Genomic DNA, 19,746 nt, shown 5'->3' on the forward strand with positions numbered 1-19,746 from the left:
GGGCGAAGGGGCGCTAACACAGTTTTAGAAGAAATTCTAATAATAAAGCTTCAAAAGTTCACGGGACGGAGGTTTAACAACATTGAAAACAAAATTTATTTTAACAGCATTATTTCTATTTTCCTTTACCTCGCTTTTTTCCTATGAACTCTTCTTCTCTGGTGGCGAATTAGTACACTTTATAAATCAAAAACTAAAAACAAGCACTTCAGTAAAAGTTGTATCTTTTAGTTTAGATGATACAATTTCTGAAAATTTATCAGCTATAAACCATCAAATATTTTTAGAAAAAGATGGAGGATATTCTGGAGATATAAATTTAAGCATCAAATACGATAAAAACACTGACGGTTACCTACATCAAAAATATATGATCTTCGATAACAACTCAGTATTATTTGGAACTGGGAACTTCACTACAAGCGGTTTATTAACAGATCTAAACATCTTCATCTACACCGAAGATGAAAAGATTGTTAAAGTTTTTCTTGATGAATATGAGAACTTTCAAAGGGGTAAATTTGGATATTCAAAAGAAGTAATCAATCAGCGTCTAAACACCACCGAATTTGGGAAGGTAAAAATAATAACTGGGCCATCAAAAGAGGTTCTTAACTCAGTCTTAAATGAGATTAAGAGATCCAAAATTTCTTTAAAAGTCTTTTCGTATTCTTTCACCGATCCCTACTTTGTCCATGTTTTGGAACAAGCTTCCTCCAACGATGTAAAGGTTGAAATACTATCCGATGATTGGAACAAAATCTACACTTCTCCATTAAAGTATATGCAAGGCATAAATATAAAGTATAGGAATGACATTCATGCAAAGTGTATAACAATAGATGGAGAAACAGTCATTATAGGAAGTTACAATCTAACCTATAGGGCAAGAGAGAAAAACGACGAAATGGTTGTTATAATAAAAAACAAAGGGTTGGCTGACATCATAAATAGAAAATTTGATTTATTATGGCAAGAATGGTAAAATATATTGGTGTTTCTTTTTTCAATATCCGAAAAAGGAGGTCCATGCTTTTAAAAAATAAACCGAAAGCATAAATTAGCTATGAAAATAAGAATATCTTTGGCTCAAATGAATTCCACAGTTGGCGACTATCCAGGAAATGTTCAAAAGATAAAAGATTTCATCTCTAAGGCAGACGAAAAAGGTGCCGATCTAATACTCTTTCCAGAATTATCTCTAAATGGTTATCCTCCAGAAGATTTAATCTTAAAAACTCAATTTCTCAAGGATTCTTTGAAAAGTATAGAAGAAATACAAGATTTTAGTAAATCTAAAGATGTTGTAATAGTTTTAGGAGCTGTTGACTGGGATGTTGAATCCTACAACTCTGCTTTTGTTATATACAAAGGCGAAATCTATGGTAGTTATAAAAAGATGTTCTTACCAAACTACTCTGTTTTTGACGAAAAAAGGTATTTTACTGCCGGTAGAGCACCTTTTTTAATGGAAATGGAAAGGATCAAAATTGGAATAACAATTTGTGAAGATCTGTGGGTTCCCAACGGACCGGCTGTTTCTTTAGCCCAAAACGGAGCCAATTTGATTTTAAATCTTTCTTCATCTCCTTTTTATAAGGGAAGAAATAAAGTAAGGTTTGAAATGCTTAAAACTAGAGCATCAGAGTTATCGAGTTGGATCGCTTATTGCAATATTATAGGTGGTCAAGATGAGTTAGTTTTCGATGGTGGGAGTGTAGTTATTAACCCATACGGAGAAATAGAATTAAGTGCTCCTTCTTTTGAAGAAGGGTTGTATTTTATAGATATAGATCCCCTAGAACCTACTAGAGCAAATTTAAGGGAAGGAAAAAGGAAACATTACAATCAAAGTGCCTACTATGAAAGCGTAAATACAATCAAAATAGAAAAAAAGATTAGAGAAAAAACTCCTATAAAAGCTGTCAAAGTTGACTCTTTTGATATATGCGAGCAATTGTATCTTGCTGTAAAAACTGGGATAAAAGATTATGTATTGAAAAATGGTTTCCAAAAAGTTGTATTAGGATTGAGTGGAGGAATAGATTCCTCGCTCACAGCCGCTATTGCTGCGGACGCTATAGGTCCTGAAAATGTTTTGGGATTACTAATGCCTTCTCAATACTCGTCTAAAGGCAGTATCGATGATTCGATAGAGCTATCCAAAAATTTGGGAATTAATTATAAAATAATACCAATAAATGACATATACGAAAAATATATTGAAAATTTGAAGGAAAGCTTTAAAAACAGCGATGAAGACAAAACTGAAGAAAACATTCAAGCAAGGATAAGGGGAAACTTAGTAATGGCATTTTCGAACAAATTCGGATATTTAGCCTTAGCTTGCGGCAACAAAAGTGAAGCAGCTACAGGATATGCTACATTGTATGGTGACATGGCGGGAGGATTCTCTCCCATTAAAGACTTATACAAAACAGACTTATATAAAGTTGCTAGAAAATATAACGAACTTCACGGAAAAGAAATTATTATAAGATCTATATTAGAAAAACCGCCTTCAGCAGAGCTTAGACCAAATCAAAAAGATGAGGATACTTTGCCGCCATATGCTTTACTCGATGAGATTTTATTCAAGTATATAGACAGAGAAATGTCATATGATGAATTACTACAGGAAGGATACGATGAAGGGTTATTGAAAAATGTAATAAACATGGTCAACAAGAACGAATACAAAAGAAGGCAATCTGCTCCTGGTATAAAACTAACTGAAAGAAGTTTTGGAAAAGACAGAAGAATGCCAATTACGAATAAATATATTCCCTGGTAGTTAATGTCAAATGCGCAGGGGTAGGGTGCTAAATAAGGATCTTTTCCTTGTCGGGTGCGGACGGAGCCCCGAATATTGGGAATTAGAGAGGCGTAACTCGATTTTACTCAAAAATGATAAGTTTTTCTTTGTTTTCCTTAATTTCTATTCTATTTTCTTTGTATGAAACATGAAACTCATTTGGTGTCAAGTAGTTCAAAGAACCATGAGGTCTAATATTAAGATAAAAATCCAAATACACTTTGTATTTCATAGTGAAATCGCTAATATTAGTAAAGGTATTCAAAGGCACAAACTCTCTTTGGACACTTGAATGAAAAGATTCGATAAAGGCTTGACAATCTGGATTATGTGGATATCCAAACTCATGGAGTATACCAACATTTCTCATAAAATTTTCTGTTAACAAAGAAGTGAACTGAGTACCGTTATCTGATCTAATAATCAACTCTTTTCCTGATATTCCTCTGTACCTAAGAGCTTCAAAGATTGTTTTAATTATATCCTTTGATTTACATGATGGACCGATGTAAGAACCAACAATTTGTCTATCAAACGTATCAATTATACTGAACACCTGTACATAACCATCTTTAGTTTTGAAGTATTTGATATCCATTTCCCAAAACTGGTTAGGAGCGGTTGCAACATGTTTTTGAGGACCTCTTCTTGGATGTGGTGAATGGTTTGTATATTTTCCAACCAAACCGATTTCATGTTTCAAATGTCTCATCTTTTTATGATTGATAATTATTCCATACTCTTTCTTGAAATACGCACACAGCTTAGTAGAACCAAGAGTTTTCAAATAATGCTTTGAGACATACATATTGAGATGTTCCTTGATTTTTATTAGTTCAGCAATTACAAACTCATCAGGAACCTTATCACCATTCACAGTATAGCAAAAACCTCGAATTTTAGAATTAGAATGCTTTTTCTTTGACAAAGAACTGGTATCCAAGAAGAGCCTCGTCTTGTAATAATAAGTTCTAGGTTTCACGTCGAACTCTTCAAAAAGATAAGAAAGAGAAACGCCGTACTCTCGATGTAACCTATTGACATATTGAATATCCAAAATGGGTGTAGATTTAAAATCAACATGTCTATTTTCCATCATTTTCTCCGATTCAAATTTTTTTTTACAAACTCAACTTGTTCTCTAAGAACTCTGATCTCAATATCCTTTTCGATCACCAAATCTTTCAAACTCTGAAGAGTTTGAGCGAGTTCAGGGTATTCCATACAAAGCCGAGAAATCTCATCCAAATCGACACCGGAATTCTCGTAAACCACAGGAGGAACCTTAGAACCACGAGAAACGATGGAATTTTTATTAAAAGGTCCATTGAAAAAGCAAGAATAATTCTCACCAGAATCTCTAAACTTCTTAATCCATTTTTGTATATTGCTGGTAGGGATGTTGTAAGTTTTACTAAGTTGAGAACAAGAAACACCTTTTTCGACATGCTCTTTAACAACGTTAGCTTTTAACTCTGAGGGGTAAGACTTCACAAAAATCACCTCTTTTAAGAATATATATTTATTATACTACCACGCCCCTCAAATAAGAAAATGTCCTGTGGGCCGATTGTGGGTGGGCTGCGGGGCGAAGGGGCGCAAATAAAGACTATGCGCAACTTACAAAAAAACGATGCCAACAATTGACCTAAAAAAGCTCTACTTTTTAAAGGGTCACAGAGCGGAGCCCTTTTGCTGATTTATGCAAAAAAATTTTTTTAATTGAAATAGTGTTTTGGGGTTCTTAAGGGGCGTGCCCCTTAACGCATGGGTCTAAGGGACAGGCAGGTCCCTTTTAGAAGGGCGAAAGCGCTAAATCAGATCATTAAAACAGGAGAAAAGATCATGGAAGAAAAAGAAAAGGAAAAAGAAAAAGACCAATCCAACGACAGTCTAAAAAATTTATTAATCATCATCGGCACAATGGCAGTCATATATTTTGCTACTTTCATACTATGGAATTTGTATGTAGAAAACTTAGAAAGCCATTATTACTATCCATATGTAAAAATCAAAGAAACAGGCTACGAACGGGTTAAAAAAATGCCTTTTTCGCCCAAAGGTTACAATATAACCATTGAAAAAAGCAATATCACAAACACTTACACAGTAAAAACAAAGTTTGGTTCATTCAATATTCAAACATTTGACGATAGATTCTTCTTTTTTGAAAACTCTGATATGATTGTAATCTCATATCCTTCATACGATTTCAGGGGACTCGAATATTCTGTAATTCTAGAAAATGGAAATATCTTTAAATTTGTTATAGTACCAAACGAAGAAATCGTAGAAGATGTTTTCACCTTTGTTGAAAATCTTTTAAGAATAAGGGTCTTAGAGATTCCAGAATTAGCAAATTATGAATATATCAAAGAAAGTGAGAACAGTTACACCATTGTAAGTAACGATCAAGAGTTTACTTTATCAAAAAATTTGATAAGTACGGTAGGTGAATCCCAAGACTACATTTATTTCATTTCGAAAAAGTATGGGTTGTTCAACAAGATATACTATTTAGAAAAATCAACCAATAATTTTGGAGAACTAATAATGATATCGGAATCTCAAGAATTTTGGAGCAATAATTAGAAAATATAAAAATAAAGAATTTTTAAGTATAATATTTATTGTAAAAGATTTACTGGAGTTGGGTCCAAAAGGGGGTATCTAATTTTTAAAGATTCTATCATCAAAAGCTATATTGGGAGGGTAAAAAATGGATTTTATAAGTAAAATTACCGTCGTTCCAAAAATCCCGGAAAAGATTCTGGGGTTAAAAGAACTCTCTGAAAACATGTGGTGGACATGGAATTATAAAACTCAAGCCTTATTCGAAACCATAGACAAAGAGCTTTGGGAGTCCACTCAGAGAAACCCGGTTACCTTTTTAAAACGTGTGGAACAAAAAAAGTTAAACACTGCTGCAGAAGATTCGAAATTTAACGAACTCTATCAAGAAGTCATGAAAGAGTTTTCTAATTATATGAATGAAAATAGCAACACATGGTTCAGTAAGACCCACCGTTCTTTTAAAGATGGAGAAATTGCTTACTTTTGTATGGAATATGGCATTCACGAGTCTTTTCCTATGTATTCTGGTGGTTTAGGAATATTGGCTGGTGATCATCTAAAAAGTGCAAGTGATCTAGGTATACCGCTTATAGCTATAGGTTTACTATACCAAAAGGGATATTTTATTCAGAGGCTTAATTCAGAAGGATGGCAAGAAAGTATATTTTTAGATTACGATTTTTCGGATTTTCCTATTATTCCCGCCAAAGATAGCAACGGGGATGAAATATACGTCGATATAGACCTATTAGGGAAAAAGGTATTCGCTAAAGTTTGGCAGGTAAAGGTAGGAAGAGTGAACCTATACCTCTTGGACACCAACCTAATGCAAAATGATCCTGAAGATAGAGAAATAACCTCCACATTGTATGGTGGAGACATAGAAATGCGTATAAAACAAGAAATACTAATAGGGATTGGTGGTGTTAAAGCCGTAAGAAAGTTAGGATACAACCCATCTGTTTGGCACATGAATGAAGGTCACGCTGCATTCTTAGGTCTTGAAAGAATACGTGAATTAGTCCAAGAACATGGCTTAACTTTTCAGGAAGCAGTAGAAGCGGTTCGGGCTGGAAACGTTTTTACCACTCACACTCCCGTGCCTGCTGGAAACGATGTATTTTCTATTTCTTTAATTGATAAATATTTTGGAGACTTTTGGCCTAAATTAGGAGCTTCAAGGCAAGACTTTCTCAATTTAGGATTAGAAAAGAGACAAAACGCAGAAGAATTATTTTCAATGACCATTTTGGCGCTAAAACTCTCTGGAAGATCAAATGCTGTTTCAAGGCTACATGGAGAAGTATCGAGAAAGTTATGGAACCATGTTTGGCCAGGTATCGAATGGTTGGAAGTACCTATAAACTATGTTACCAATGGCGTACATATAGACACATGGTTAAACCCAAAATTGCAGGAATCTTTAAAAGAATACCTGGGTGCTGACTGGATGTCAAAAATTGACGATCCAGAACTTTGGGAAAAAATTGATAATATCCCTGACCATGAACTATGGGAAACTCACCAACAATTAAAAAAAGAGTTAATAGAATACATTAGGAAGAGTATAAAAGCACAAAGATCGAGACATGGAGAAACAGTTGAACAACTCGAGGAAGTAAACCAAATAGGTGATGAAAAAGCTTTAACTATCGGTTTTGCCAGAAGGTTTGCTACTTACAAACGGGCAGATCTAATATTCAGCGATGAAGAAAGATTAAAAAAGATCTTGAACGATCCAGACAAACCCGTACAATTAATATTCGCTGGTAAAGCTCACCCTGCGGATAAACCAGGTCAAGAACTCATAAAAAAGATATACGAATACTCACGAAAACCTGAATTTCAAAATAAGGTCATAATTCTAGAAAACTACGACATGGATATGGCAAGGCACTTAGTCTCTGGGGTGGACATTTGGTTAAACAACCCCAGACGTCCAAGAGAGGCATCTGGAACATCAGGTGAAAAAGCGGGAATGAATGGAGCCATAAACTTCTCAGTCTTAGATGGCTGGTGGGTTGAAGGATACAACGGTAAAAACGGTTGGGCTATAGGGGATAACAGAGACTACGAAGACCTGAAATTACAGGACAAAATAGACAGTGTTTCAATATACAACCAATTAGAAAAACAAATAGTGCCTATGTACTATGAAAAAGGAGAAACTGACGTTTCAAAAGAATGGGTATCAAAGATGAAAGAGTCTATTAAAAGTGTCACATCTTTTTTCAACACAGCCAGAATGCTCAAAGAATACACTCAAAAACTATATATGCCCGCTTTCGAGCAGCACACACGTTTTTCAAACGATGACTTTAAATTGGCAAAAGAATTTGCCGGATGGGTTAAATTGTTAAAAGAAAATTGGGACTCTATAAAAATACATGTCAAACTCGATCAAGATCTTACTGGTGTAAAAAATGCAGAAGAAGAAATAGGAGTACAAGCAGAAATATACTTGCCAGGTATAGGTCCAGACTCAATCCTACCAGAAGTTGTATTTGCAAGGTTAAAAGATGGTAAGATTGCAAACATAAGGCGGTACGATATGAAACTCATCAAAGAAGTACAAAAAGACACATATCTATACTCAGTAAAATTTAAAATAGAAGACAGGGGGGAATATGGAATAAATGTAAGGGTAACACCTAACAATCCTCTCATGCCCCATAAAAACTACTTGATGGGACTAGTAAAATATCCTCAATAAGATTTTGTAAATTTTTAATAGACCCCCTTGATTTCAATATATTGTCGTGTTATCATATAAAAGTACAATATATTGATTCAAGGGGGTAATTTTCATGAGAGTTTTAAATAAATGGATCCAAAAAGAACCATCGAAGAATGCAATCACCATATTAAAAGACAGATATTTCTTAAAAGATGGCGAAGGGAATTATTTAGAAAGCACATGGGATGAAGTTGCAAAAAGGATTGCAAGACATGTTGCTGCAGCTGAAGTAAACTATACCAACGATGTAGAAGAAATAAAAAATGCAGAAGAGCATTTTTATCAACTAATTAAATCTCGAATTTTCTTACCGAACAGTCCAACGATATTCAACGCAGGCAAAACAATGGACAGACAATTATTCAAAAAAGATATAGAAGAAACAACTTTAGAAGACTACAAAACAATTTTTGATTCAAGAACAAAACACAACATGTTATCTGCATGTTTTGTAATCCCTATGGACGACTCAATGAGCGCCATATTCGATGCGGTAAAAAATGCTGCTTTAATAATGAAATATGGAGGAGGAGTAGGATACGACTTCTCTGTTTTACGTCCAAAAGGTTCTTCTATCGCAGGAACAGGGGGAAAATCCTCCGGACCTATTAGCTTCATGCATGTTTTCAACACAGCAGCTTCCACGATAGAACAAGGTGGGGCAAGGCGGGCAGCTCAAATGGCTGTATTAAGGTATGATCATCCCGATGTCTTTGACTTTATAAATTCCAAAAAAGACAACAAAGGCAACAATGTCTTGAATTATTTCAACATTTCAGTAAACATTGACAACCCAAAAGAATTCAAAAAAATGCTCGAAGAAGATGGGGATCTCACCTTAGAACATCCCGCATCATCCATAAGAAAGACTATAAAGGCAAATGACCTAATGAACAAAATGGTCGAAAACGCATGGAAAACGGGAGATCCTGGCATGCTCTTCCTTGGCAGACACAATCAATACTACGCAATGAGTGAGCATACCCCAGTCACCGCCACAAACCCATGTGGAGAAGAACCCCTACCACCATTTGGAAGTTGTAATCTTGGCTCTATAGACGTTGCGAAACTAGTGGAAGACATGGATTTAGGAAATCCAAACTCGGAGGATATTTCAGAGTTCCAAGAAATAGTATATTGGGCTGTCAGATTTTTAGATGACGTCATAGAATCAAACATCTATCCTCTAAAAGAAATTGAAGAAATATCTAAAAAGCAAAGATTTATTGGATTAGGAATAATGGGATTAGCAGATGCGTTATACAAAAAGGAGATTCCTTACAACTCGGAACAAGCCAGAAAGTTCATGGCAAAATTAACCGCTGAATTAGCGTATTTCTCTCATATTGCAAGTACTGAATTAGCCAAAGAAAGGGGCAATTTCCCAGATTTTCAAAGATCCAAATACCCGGACGGTTTCATACCATTTCCCATGTTGGATGACGAAATAGACGAAGACATAAAAGCATGGAATGAAAAAATACGTCAACATTTTCAAGGCGAAGCCACAAAATACAAAAGAAATGTACAAACGAACACCATAGCCCCAACAGGTTCCATATCTAACTTGGCAGACACATCAAGTGGGATTGAGCCAAATTTCTTACTATCCTACGTAAGATACATGACCAACAAAGAAGGAGACAGAGTTCCCCTATCTTATATAAATCCAATATTAATGGAAAAAATAGGCACCAACATGACAGAAGAGTTAAAAGCTGAAATCATTGAAAAAGGAAGCATTCAAAATATAGACAGCATACCAAACGAAATCAAAAAAATATTTGTAACCTCAATGGACATACCACCAAAAGATCATTTGTTAGCCCAACACGTAATTCAAAGTTATCTTGATGCTTCATGTTCTAAAACTATAAACATGCCTAAATCTTCAACAATAGAAGACGTTAAAGCTATCTATCTACAAGCATTAGAATTAAATCTAAAAGGATTAACTATTTACAGAGATGGGAGCCTTGAAACTCAAGTTCTAACCTCCGCTTCCAAAGAAGAAAAAGAAACATCCGAAACACAAGGCAAAAGCGTTACATTCTTCGTATTGGACGAAAAGCATAAACTAAGGGCAAGGCCAAGAAAAGAAACCTTACGAAGCGTCACACGAAAGTTCAAACACGACACGGGAACAGTATACGTCACCGTCTCCTTCGATGATGGCGGTGAAGCCGTAGAAATCTTTCTATCAGATGGCACAGAAACTGCAGAGGTTATTGGAAGATTATCATCCATAGCTTTAAGAGCGGGCGTCTCAACTGATGAAATAGTTGAGCAATTAAAAAAAGTTAAGGGAACATATTGTAAAGAATTGGCACAAGAAATAAGCAAAGCCCTCAACGATTTCAACCAATTATGGGGATCTCAAATAGAAGATTATGAAGTAATAAGAACGGGAACGCCTAAAACCAGGGAAGAAGTAGAAAAATTCGTATACGCCAACGACTTAAAATACGAAAAAGGATATTACATAGACTCAGAAGGCAACGCATACTGCCCAAGCTGTCTATCTAAAAATACCTTGATAAACGAATCAGGCTGTGTTACCTGCACCACTTGCGGATGGTCAAAGTGTTCTTAAATATGCTTGTAACAATCAATTCTAACCCGGTGTAAACTCTCACCGGGTTTTTGTTTAGTAAATGTATCTTCACTACCTTATTTTAATAATATAGATTTTATCGATTGCCAATACTCTTTATCTACTTATTTTTTTTATAAATTTTATTGTTAAGGAAAGTAATTAAACTCTTTCTATTTGGTGAGTTTCTCAATATTACAGCCTTAAATTATGAAGTCATCAGGTTCTCCTTTTTCCACTCCATAAGTTTCTTTTATAAAAATTTTTCGAGATTCGAAAATGTACCAAGTAATGCTATCTTCATCTTTTTTTGTGATTTTTCTTATCTGTTGTTTTAAGATCTCATATTTTGCCTTTGTTATTTCTCCTTCTAACAAGGAATTTTGTACCCAATTAAGGTATTGTCTAGCTTTTTTTAAAACTTTTGCAACTCTTTTCTCATTAACGTCGTAAGCCATAATTACGTACGTTTCTACCACCTCATCGTAAAAGGAACATATTCTTTTTCTTCGATCAGATGTTTTAAAATTTTATAAGCCTCATGTTTTATCAACGTTCTGTATGTGATATTTCTTTTTAATTTTTTATGTTTTAAAGTTGTATTTAAATGCTCTTCATAATTTTTTATGAAATTCTTTTGACCTTCTTCGTTCAAGTGAATGCCGCCTTGAATTTTTTTAAAATGGTTTTCATTAATTATTTTTTTATTCACTAGATTAAAAATGGTTCTGTCTACCACAATTGGTTTAAAGATTTCAGCTATATCAAGGTTTAAAGAAAATTTTCTAAAATTAGTTGAATGAAGATAGCCAATTCTGGGATCTAACGGAGTTTGATAAATTTGCGTTAAAACTGTAGAGTACATTAAAGAATTTCCAAAACTGATAAGTGTGTTCATGTAATTTGTAGGGGGCCTTTTTTCTCTGACAACCATTTTAAAATCTTCATTTAAGGTTATATTGTTATCAATAAAATTATAATAAATCTCTCTATAATTTCCCTCTTGTGCCATTAATTCGTTAATAGAACTGATCTGGTGAATATTCTGAATAAATTCTTCCATTTTTTGCGAATGCCGTTTTACTTCTAAATCGCTTTTTCTTTCATAATATTGAACAATCTTTAAGATGTTTTGCATAGCTCCTTCTACAAACTTTTTTGCTAAAACTAATCTTTTTTCTAAAGAGATATAGTGCTCTACTTGTTTAACTATTGTTATACCATTTGTATTATGTTCATATGGATAAAAACTACCCACATAAAAACCATAATGGTTGAAAAAATGGATTGGTAGGTTATTGGCGGACAAGAATTCAAGAAGTCGTTTGTTTATATTTATTTCTCCAAATATCTTTATTTCTGAAATGTTTTCTATCGGGAAGTACTTTGTTTTTTCATCAGATTCACTTTTAAAGGCTAATGTGTTTCCTTTTCTAGATAACGTTCCACTTTGAAATATGTAGATAGGTTTCAATTTATTCCTCTCCCGCCCAACATAATTCTGCAAAGCCACATTTTGAACACATACCTATCCATTTTGGTGGAGGTGGAACAGGCGATTCAATTAATTCATTAAGTTTAAGAAGCATATCTTGTATTTCTTTTTTTGCTTCCCCATCGAACACAATGGGAATTCTCTTTTTTTCTTTTGGCAACAGAATTTCCCCCTTTGCTTGAATGCCCATATCCTCCAATAATTTTAAATAATATAACAACTGGATTTTGGCTCCTTTGAAAGATTTCGAAGATTTTTTTATCTCTCCAACTATAGTGCACTTATTATTATTCCAAATTAGATCAATAACAGCCCCTGGAAGTTTTATTTCCTTTTCTCCTTTTCCTTCATAAGAATTCTTGTGTAAAAACCTTCCTAATTCTATGTAAGGATTATCTTGTTCAGGAGTAAATCTTCTTAAAACAAACCAAGCTTCTCTTGGACATATTGAATAAGCTAAAACTGAATATCCTGTAATGATATTATCATCCATAAAAATCCTCTTTCAATTCATACGGAATAAACCCTACTTCTTCAGAATAGATTTCCCCAATGCCTAACTGCGTAATCAACCAAACCCCGTTGCCTTTATACTCAAGCTTTTTATTTTCTTCTAGGAATACTTCATTACAATAGGTTTCCCATTGTTCAAGTTCTTTGTGGGGAGCATTTATAGAATAATTTTGAATTTCTTTCCATAGTTGCTTTTTTCTTTCGTAGTTTTCCAAACTGTGTTCCAAACTTTCAATTTCATATAATTTGTTTGAGACTGTTCCATCCACATCTACAAACACCACGTCCTCGTATAAATGCTCTTCAATCAGAGGTTTATAATTACTCCAATTTCCTTCTTTTATGTCGTACCAGGGACCTTTTTGATATTTGCTAACTGACAATGCATTGTAGTATTTATCTAATAGTTCTTGAACTTCCTTTTCCAAAAATTTATTTTTGTAGGCAAATATTTCTTTTGTATTGTTTATCGATATGCTATCGTATACATAGGAAGCATACGATCTTTCGTTATTGCTATCCTCATCTATTATTTCAGCAACAGTTACTGTGCCAAGTTTATTTAGCATTCTTCTATTACATCTTCCAGCTGCTTGTACTATGCTATCAAAAGGGGATAAATCTTTAAAAACATAATCAAAATCCAAATCCACTCCAGCTTCTACTACTTGGGTAGATATTAGATTTCTTGGCGAGTTTTTATTTTCCAATTGTTTGATTTGTTTAATTCTATCCAATCTTTCTTTCGGAATTACCCAAGTTGAAAGAAAGAAAAGGTTATTTTTCAAATGTGCTCGGAGTAAGATAAAAGCTTTTAGCGCTTCTTTTTTTGTGTTAAGAATAATTAAAGAGGAATTATCAGATCTATCTTCTGTATATTGTTTAATATCTGAAAGAAATATTTTTTTATTAATTATGTTGTAAGAGTGTCTGTTTTTTGGGAAAGAACTCTTAGGAGCTAACTCTTTCCCTTCAGCTATTTTAGGCTGTGTAGCGGTCATTAAAACGAAATAAGTTCCCATCTTTTTCGAAAGAAAAGACATAGTTTCTCCAAATCCTTGCCAATATTCTGGGGGAATCGACTGAGGTTCATCCAAAATAACAATCGCATCTTTCAACCTATGGAAACTCATAGAATCGTTGGCGTTAGGAGAATAAAGCACTTCCCAGAACTTTGCAAGGGTTGTAACAATAAGTGGTTCTTTGAAGTATCTAAAAGAAAGTATAAACCTTTCTAAATTATCTAAATCTTCTTTTTCCTTTGATGCACTTACCAAATGATGATCTTCTTGCACTTTGTCGTATATGTTCTTTGCAACTTCGGAATTTTGATCAACAATACTTATGAACGGTAATACATAAATAATTGTTTTAAGAGAAAGTTTATTTACTAACTTCATCGATGCTTGCAATCCAGTTATAGTTTTTCCAGCCCCAGTTGGGAGCGTTATGGTATAGATACCTGGTTCTGAAATTGTATCAACATTTGATAATGTACTTTCTCGAATTTCATTTTTCCAATCGCTTAAATGGTTCTTTGGAAGTGATTCAAGGAATTTGTCGAACCTATCTTGTTGATAAGAAATTTCATCAAAATTGATACTCTCAACATTTAACGCATCTAATCTGTCAGATGTTATGAAAATTGAATTCTCGATTCTTGTATTAAACCATAAATCTTCAGCCTTAACCGTCTTATTTAAAAGATACTGTGAATGCCAAGATTGAAATATTAATCTCTTCCATTCTTTTTCTGTTAGATATTCTATTTTGTTTAAATCAAGGAATTCTTCCAGTGCTTTTATCACATCTTGATAATTTAAATTTCTCCAAAAAGACATTATATCTTCAAAATTTACCTGGTATGAATGATGCCTTCTAACAATCTCAGCTTGAAAGATATCTTTTGTAAGCATAAAAGTTAAGTAAGCAGAAGGTTCGGAGTGTGGATAATGACCTTTTTTTGTTTTTAAATATTTTTGAAATTTAACATGAGATTTAGCTACATCATGTGTTAAGCAAATATATTTTAGTGGTTCAACTAATTCGTTATATCCATGAAAATTTGCTATTTCTTTGGATTTTTCAAATACCCCTTCTAAATGATCTTTAAGAAATTTACCCGGATGGCTTTCGTGACCATTCAGGAAGCCAAACAATTTCGTCGTTTCCAACTAAGACTCCCCCTATCTCTTCAGGATTATCAACAAAAATCCCTGCCTTAACATCAGCTGGGTAAAAAACTGACAAGCTTTTAGTAAGGCCTCTTTCTATGTCCATTTGTAGAGGAACAATATCTTTAAAGATTCCATGAGTTTTTTTCAGATTAATTTGGGGTTTAATATCAGCAGGTATGATACTTTTGATTCTTGCCTCATTATCTTCAATCTTTACAGGGTTAAAAGATCCTATGTAATGAATATTTGCAAATGAATATGCCGTACCAAGATATGGGGTAAAAACAAAACTACCTTCTTCAAGAAAAGGTTTTAATCTTTCTTCTATAGGACCTTCTACATAAATTCGATATTTTGGTCTTTTTACAAATTGATGTTTTATAATATTGTGAATTCCCTTCTTTGGATCTTTATAGTTCCATAAGTTTATGCTGGTAGCAAACCATTTAATGGGAGAGAGTATTGAAATGGCGATTCTATTTCCATACAATGCTTCCCAATAAGAAGCTAAATGAGCTTTCTTTTCAGATTTATTCTCTATACCAATTATAGCAGCAATCAATCCGCCAACAGCTGTTGGTGGTGGGAAGGGATAAGATGCAGAAGAAGTTGTTGTATAAAATTTTCGAAACATAGCATACTCCCCTGTAATATCAAAAACAAGGGCCATTGTATCACCTCAATTCCATAGCTACTTTATCTACTCCCAAAATACTTTTTAGATCATCAATATGTTTTACTTCGAGGTCGGGATCCTTGATAATTATTATTTTTTCTATGTTATCTTTAAGTAAAGAAACCTTATCACATATTTCTTTCAAATTAAGTGAAACGTCTTCAATATTCCTAATGGATAACTGTTCATCATCATCTAATAAAGAGTTGTCTCTTTTGGTTAATTTTATTCTTTCATCCAAAGATCCGATTAATCCATTAAAATCAGTTTTGTACCAAATTTCCATCAAAAAGCGGGAACGATGCTCAGTTTTACTCCTTGTAATTAAATTGTTGGTTCCGTTCCAAGCAGCTTGTGTAAGTTTGTTGAAATCCTCATCTGTTGCTTGTGTTCTTTCAGATGCATATTGATTTCCAATTGCATAGGTTCCAATCAATGCAAAAGGTACTATATATTCATTTCTTATAGTTCTCTGTTCTCCTCCTTCTTTAGTAACAAACGCACCGGTCCCTTGTACAAATTCAACTTTTGTTTTGTGTAAAGATCTTCCCCATTTAAATTGGACAGGTCCAGTCCATGCAAAACTTTCTTTACCCAATGCGAAAGTTACACCGAAAAGCCTTGTATCGATACATTTCTTTAGAGTTTCGTCTCCATTTGTGGTAGACAATTTCGTTTTCAACTCTTCGAATCTTTCTTTTAAAGTCTTTGGTTCTCCATCAATGAAAACATCTTCTCCCATTCTCATTAATTCGTCTCTAATAGTTCTTTTAATCCTAACGTCAGATACCAAAACTTGCCCTGTTTCTTCATCATATCTTGGATGATTTGCATTCAATGGATCACCGTTTGGATTCGCATCTTTTACAGAGTATACAAACAAAAGTTCTTTTCTACCGTTAAACATCTTGGTCCTCCCCCTTGTCCGTTTTTTCTATTTCTAATTCTGCTACTTCTTTCTCTTTTGTGTAGTCTTTGTATATTTCCCAGAAATAATTTCTCCAGTTCATGAAACCTGTTACAAAAGCAAAATTTCCATCAACGCCTAAATCTTTTCCTTTAGAATTCATTAATAGTTCTTGAGAGTAACCAGCTAAATCTTCAATAAGGAAAGAAGGTTCAATCTTGTACGCTTTTATCAGTTCTGGTATTCTTGATAGATGCTTTTTTATATCTCTTAAACTTAATCTTCCAAAATTTAGCTGTTTGTACAACGGAGAATCTTGAATTTTTGCGTTTGAATAACTATTCTCGTCTTTTTCCCCTTTTGCTTGATTATAGGCTATAAACCCCAAAACTACTCCAGATAAAAGTGTTCCTTTTCCGAAATCACTTTGCAAAAACTTATCAGAAAACTTATCTAGGAATTCCAAATGTCTTTTCATAATGAATACCCCCAGCATTTATTGTAGTTGTTCAAAAATTCAATTAACAATAAAAAGTCATTCAAAGTAAAATAAAATTGCCCCTTTTGAACTTTGTCATTCATCAATTTAGGAATTCTTGCAACAAAATTTTGTTTTATAGTTTTAGTTTCAACCCTTTCTCCACTTAAGATTTTTGAAATAATTTCCATTGCTTGGGTTCTCATTACCTTTTCTTCACTGTCTTCTTTCAAAACTAAATGACGAAGAGTTCGATATATGTGTTTTAAAGCATCAGAAAGCTGGGTGTTTTTCTCTTGAGGGAAGAACTTTAACGTCCCTTTCCAAACTTTTTGTAATTTTTGTATCCTTGTTAAAGGTACATCTTCAATCATTTGATGTATTACGAGTTGTGCTTGGTTTTGTTCAAGAAAAAGGAAATGAAAAACAGCGGTATAAGGTTTATCTACATAATCAGGATCTGTGATATAATCCAAAAGATCTTTTTCTTTTGTATACTGATCACTCCAAAAATAATTCTTTAAATCATTGAAAGCATTATCCAGGATGTTTGTATCGGTTGTAAAAAATTCGGGTATTATCCAGATCTGGATATTGTTTATAATGGATTGATCTACAAAATTATAATCTATGTAATTTTTGGCATTAGAGAAAGTCTTAAAGCACTCTTTACAATATTTGTAAACCTTGTTAGAAAAATTTTTATTTGTGGCAGGAAGGAAATTCACCTTATCAAAAGTAGCAAAAGGAAAAATCATATCAAAGTTAAGTAAAATATCACTTTCTTTACCACAATAATCACAAACCCCACCTTTTTTGGAAACCTTTTTCTTTTTCAGTTCATCGTTTAACTTCTTTAAAAAATACTGACGAAATAACTTAACTTCTCCAGGATAAAGAAATTTTCCATCATCTTCAATGCCAAAAACTACCAAATAAGAAGTCTTTGGATCACTGTACCACTCTAAGAACTGTTCGACAAAATCATTATTAGATAAGTCATTGACTATTTTTTGAACAGAACCTTTTTCGAAAAATCCTAAATCTTCGAAATCTTGAAGCATTTTTTCAATTTTGTTTATATACGATTTAGAACCATTTAAGAAGGCATCAAGATTCTTTTCTCTATCTTTTTTTGGCTTTGATACCCTCAAAACAGGAGAATATCTCCACGCAGTATTACTGCCTGGAGGTTCTTTGTGCAAATATCTAAGTTTTTTGTATTGTTCATCTTTGTTACCTGCGAAAAAATCCACCTCATCAATTTTTGAAACGCCCTCAATTTTGAGAGGTATAAACGTATTTTCTTCTTCACTTTGCAATTTCAACGTACTGTAATTTGATACTTTTAAATAAATTCTTATCTCTTTTGATCGATCTATTCTTACAGGTATTGTCAGATAATCTGTTATTTCATCAGTTTTTGATGAAAATTCTTTTCCAATAGTGTAAACCGCATCGATAAAACCCATATCATCACCCTCTATTCATAATCATATAACTTCGACTAATCCAAACCCTTGGGAGTTTTTTGCTCCAAAACCAGAATCGTAACCAATTTTCAACAAACGTGGATTCCCTTGAATTTCAAAAACTCCATGCCAACCTTTAATAATAAAATTTTTATACTTTGTTATGATCATATTAGAGCCTTTGTGATCGCCTTCTTTTATAACGAATTCATCATTACTTATTTCATTCGGAAGATATGAATCATAATAGGCAAGATACTTTTTTATTAAATTCTCCTTTATTAATTTTGAAAATTGATCTTCGTTGGGGGAAAAATAAATAGTCTTCTTTGAAGAATTTTGTACAATAGTAGAATAAACAGTAATGGGGGATAAAGTCTTTACTTTTATTTTATCGCTTTTTATTTCTAAATCGTCATACTCCAACTTCTCTACATGAATTTTTTGAGCTAATAGTTCAAAATCATCTTTAAATAAAAGCGAGTCTGCACAATACTGAATTAAGTTCTTGTCCTGAGAAGAAATTTTCAAAGAAACATTATCAAAAAACTCTATTGTTTTATCCTTTCTATTTAAAATAAATTTTCCATTTAGTCTAGAGAAAGAAAACAATTTGTACTTTCTTTTCTCATAATTAAAGCCCTTGTTATGAACGAAGCTTCTATATTGTGCATCATCTATTAAATCAAGAATGAAAGCTTGAATGATATGATTATAATTTACTGGAAGTATTAAGTTATGAAAAGAAAATTGAACGTTTAATCTCATTTCAATTCTCCCGATATTTTAAATTAAAAATTAAAATCTTTACTGTAATATATTTTATCATACGATAATAAAAAAAGCAAGAAAGTATAAAAAAACATCTGTCGACCACCAATAAGATAAAAATCCCCGGGGATCGACAGACAAGTGTTAAAATTCACAAGCCTTATACCATGTTTATTTGAATTGATTTTTAACAATTTCTCAAAGTTTTGCTTGACAATCGTAATTTTTTATGATACAGTATCTATAGATAGCTTATGTCTTTTTATCCTACCTATGAGGAATGGAAACTGTTGACGCTACCTACTTTGTTTATAGTGGTCAAACTTTTTATCCTACCTATGAGGAATGGAAACCCTTCATTTTTCTAATAACATTTGGATCTTCATTTAAACTTTTTATCCTACCTATGAGGAATGGAAACTCAGTTTTTTCTATATAGCCATTTGCAATTAAATTATCTTTTTATCCTACCTATGAGGAATGGAAACACCAATACTTTGTTTAGTTCTATATTTCCTCCTGCCCCTTTTTATCCTAC

General features: G+C 33.2%; 16 protein-coding genes and 1 CRISPR repeat array (1 of these 17 only partly in view). Of the genes, 5 read left to right on the top strand and 11 right to left on the bottom strand.

What is annotated here, in order from left to right; all coding sequences use genetic code 11:
- Positions 1-82 precede the first annotated feature (82 nt).
- Complete coding sequence (locus X926_RS01515; RefSeq protein ID WP_103064708.1) at positions 83-985, top strand: phospholipase D-like domain-containing protein; 903 nt, start codon at positions 83-85, stop codon at positions 983-985.
- An 81-nt stretch (positions 986-1,066) separates the two neighbouring features.
- Complete coding sequence (locus X926_RS01520) at positions 1,067-2,794, top strand: NAD+ synthase (RefSeq protein ID WP_103064709.1); 1,728 nt, start codon at positions 1,067-1,069, stop codon at positions 2,792-2,794.
- 103 nt (positions 2,795-2,897) lie between these two features.
- On the opposite strand, the gene X926_RS01525 is transcribed toward X926_RS01520, so the two are convergent.
- Together X926_RS01525 and X926_RS01530 are read right to left on the bottom strand one after the other, a co-directional pair.
- Entirely contained in the window at positions 2,898-3,914 is a 1,017-nt protein-coding gene (locus X926_RS01525) for an IS3 family transposase (RefSeq protein ID WP_103064710.1), read from the bottom strand.
- Positions 3,911-4,309 carry a transposase gene (locus X926_RS01530; RefSeq protein ID WP_158245170.1) on the bottom strand — a complete coding sequence of 133 codons (399 nt, stop codon included), beginning with the start codon at positions 4,307-4,309 and terminating at the stop codon, positions 3,911-3,913. Before X926_RS01530 ends, X926_RS01525 begins: the two co-directional genes overlap by 4 nt.
- 351 nt (positions 4,310-4,660) lie before the next feature.
- Here X926_RS01530 and X926_RS01535 point away from each other — a divergent pair, with 351 nt between their 5' ends.
- From X926_RS01535 to X926_RS01545, 3 genes are all read left to right on the top strand, one after another.
- Complete coding sequence (locus X926_RS01535) at positions 4,661-5,407, top strand: hypothetical protein (RefSeq protein ID WP_103064712.1); 747 nt, start codon at positions 4,661-4,663, stop codon at positions 5,405-5,407.
- Positions 5,408-5,534: 127 nt separating this feature from the next.
- Complete coding sequence (gene glgP / locus X926_RS01540; RefSeq protein ID WP_103064713.1) at positions 5,535-8,102, top strand: alpha-glucan family phosphorylase; 2,568 nt, start codon at positions 5,535-5,537, stop codon at positions 8,100-8,102.
- Positions 8,103-8,196: 94 nt separating this feature from the next.
- Positions 8,197-10,719 carry an adenosylcobalamin-dependent ribonucleoside-diphosphate reductase gene (locus X926_RS01545; RefSeq protein ID WP_103064714.1) on the top strand — a complete coding sequence of 841 codons (2,523 nt, stop codon included), beginning with the start codon at positions 8,197-8,199 and terminating at the stop codon, positions 10,717-10,719.
- A gap of 203 nt (positions 10,720-10,922) precedes the next feature.
- Here X926_RS01545 and cas2 read toward each other — a convergent pair whose 3' ends face one another.
- The 9 genes from cas2 to cas6 are packed head-to-tail and all read right to left on the bottom strand — an operon-like array spanning position 10,923 to position 19,205.
- Positions 10,923-11,198, bottom strand: coding sequence for a CRISPR-associated endonuclease Cas2 (gene cas2 / locus X926_RS01550; protein ID WP_199171153.1), 276 nt, complete (start codon positions 11,196-11,198; stop codon positions 10,923-10,925).
- Entirely contained in the window at positions 11,192-12,193 is a 1,002-nt protein-coding gene (gene cas1b, locus X926_RS01555) for a type I-B CRISPR-associated endonuclease Cas1b (RefSeq protein WP_103064715.1), read from the bottom strand. The genes cas2 and cas1b overlap by 7 nt, the downstream gene beginning before the upstream one ends.
- A 1-nt stretch (position 12,194) precedes the next feature.
- Positions 12,195-12,707, bottom strand: a complete 513-nt coding sequence (gene cas4, locus X926_RS01560) for a CRISPR-associated protein Cas4 (RefSeq protein ID WP_103064716.1) — start codon at positions 12,705-12,707, stop codon at positions 12,195-12,197.
- Complete coding sequence (locus tag X926_RS01565) at positions 12,700-14,901, bottom strand: CRISPR-associated helicase/endonuclease Cas3 (RefSeq protein WP_103064717.1); 2,202 nt, start codon at positions 14,899-14,901, stop codon at positions 12,700-12,702. The genes cas4 and X926_RS01565 overlap by 8 nt, the downstream gene beginning before the upstream one ends.
- Complete coding sequence (cas5b, locus tag X926_RS01570; RefSeq protein ID WP_103064718.1) at positions 14,846-15,574, bottom strand: type I-B CRISPR-associated protein Cas5b; 729 nt, start codon at positions 15,572-15,574, stop codon at positions 14,846-14,848. The genes X926_RS01565 and cas5b overlap by 56 nt, the downstream gene beginning before the upstream one ends.
- 4 nt (positions 15,575-15,578) lie before the next feature.
- Positions 15,579-16,487 carry a type I-B CRISPR-associated protein Cas7/Csh2 gene (cas7b, locus tag X926_RS01575; protein WP_103064719.1) on the bottom strand — a complete coding sequence of 303 codons (909 nt, stop codon included), beginning with the start codon at positions 16,485-16,487 and terminating at the stop codon, positions 15,579-15,581.
- Positions 16,480-16,965, bottom strand: a complete 486-nt coding sequence (locus X926_RS10350; RefSeq protein WP_103064720.1) for a TM1802 family CRISPR-associated protein — start codon at positions 16,963-16,965, stop codon at positions 16,480-16,482. Before X926_RS10350 ends, cas7b begins: the two co-directional genes overlap by 8 nt.
- Positions 16,962-18,437: a TM1802 family CRISPR-associated protein gene (locus tag X926_RS01585; protein WP_103064721.1), complete on the bottom strand. Its 1,476-nt coding sequence runs from the start codon at positions 18,435-18,437 to the stop codon at positions 16,962-16,964. Before X926_RS01585 ends, X926_RS10350 begins: the two co-directional genes overlap by 4 nt.
- 21 nt (positions 18,438-18,458) lie before the next feature.
- Positions 18,459-19,205, bottom strand: a complete 747-nt coding sequence (gene cas6 / locus X926_RS01590) for a CRISPR-associated endoribonuclease Cas6 (RefSeq protein WP_103064722.1) — start codon at positions 19,203-19,205, stop codon at positions 18,459-18,461.
- Between the two features lie 261 nt (positions 19,206-19,466).
- Positions 19,467-19,746: direct repeats of the CRISPR family, unit length 30 nt; unit sequence CTTTTTATCCTACCTATGAGGAATGGAAAC (it continues 4,193 nt past the right edge of the window).

The sequence above is a fragment of the Petrotoga sp. HWHPT.55.6.3 genome (genome assembly GCF_002895495.1).
Classification (GTDB): Bacteria; Thermotogota; Thermotogae; order Petrotogales; family Petrotogaceae; genus Petrotoga; species Petrotoga mobilis.

Bases quoted from the DNA above. Each gene is read 5' to 3' on its own strand.
- X926_RS01520 (WP_103064709.1), top strand. From the start codon at position 1,067: ATGAAAATAAGAATATCTTTGGCTCAAATGAATTCCACAGTTGGCGAC.
- X926_RS01525 (WP_103064710.1), bottom strand. From the start codon at position 3,914: ATGATGGAAAATAGACATGTTGATTTTAAATCTACACCCATTTTGGAT.
- X926_RS01535 (WP_103064712.1), top strand. From the start codon at position 4,661: ATGGAAGAAAAAGAAAAGGAAAAAGAAAAAGACCAATCCAACGACAGT.
- glgP (WP_103064713.1), top strand. From the start codon at position 5,535: ATGGATTTTATAAGTAAAATTACCGTCGTTCCAAAAATCCCGGAAAAG.
- X926_RS01545 (WP_103064714.1), top strand. From the start codon at position 8,197: ATGAGAGTTTTAAATAAATGGATCCAAAAAGAACCATCGAAGAATGCA.
- cas4 (WP_103064716.1), bottom strand. From the start codon at position 12,707: ATGGATGATAATATCATTACAGGATATTCAGTTTTAGCTTATTCAATA.
- cas5b (WP_103064718.1), bottom strand. From the start codon at position 15,574: ATGGCCCTTGTTTTTGATATTACAGGGGAGTATGCTATGTTTCGAAAA.
- cas7b (WP_103064719.1), bottom strand. From the start codon at position 16,487: ATGTTTAACGGTAGAAAAGAACTTTTGTTTGTATACTCTGTAAAAGAT.
- X926_RS10350 (WP_103064720.1), bottom strand. From the start codon at position 16,965: ATGAAAAGACATTTGGAATTCCTAGATAAGTTTTCTGATAAGTTTTTG.
- X926_RS01585 (WP_103064721.1), bottom strand. From the start codon at position 18,437: ATGGGTTTTATCGATGCGGTTTACACTATTGGAAAAGAATTTTCATCA.
- cas6 (WP_103064722.1), bottom strand. From the start codon at position 19,205: ATGAGATTAAACGTTCAATTTTCTTTTCATAACTTAATACTTCCAGTA.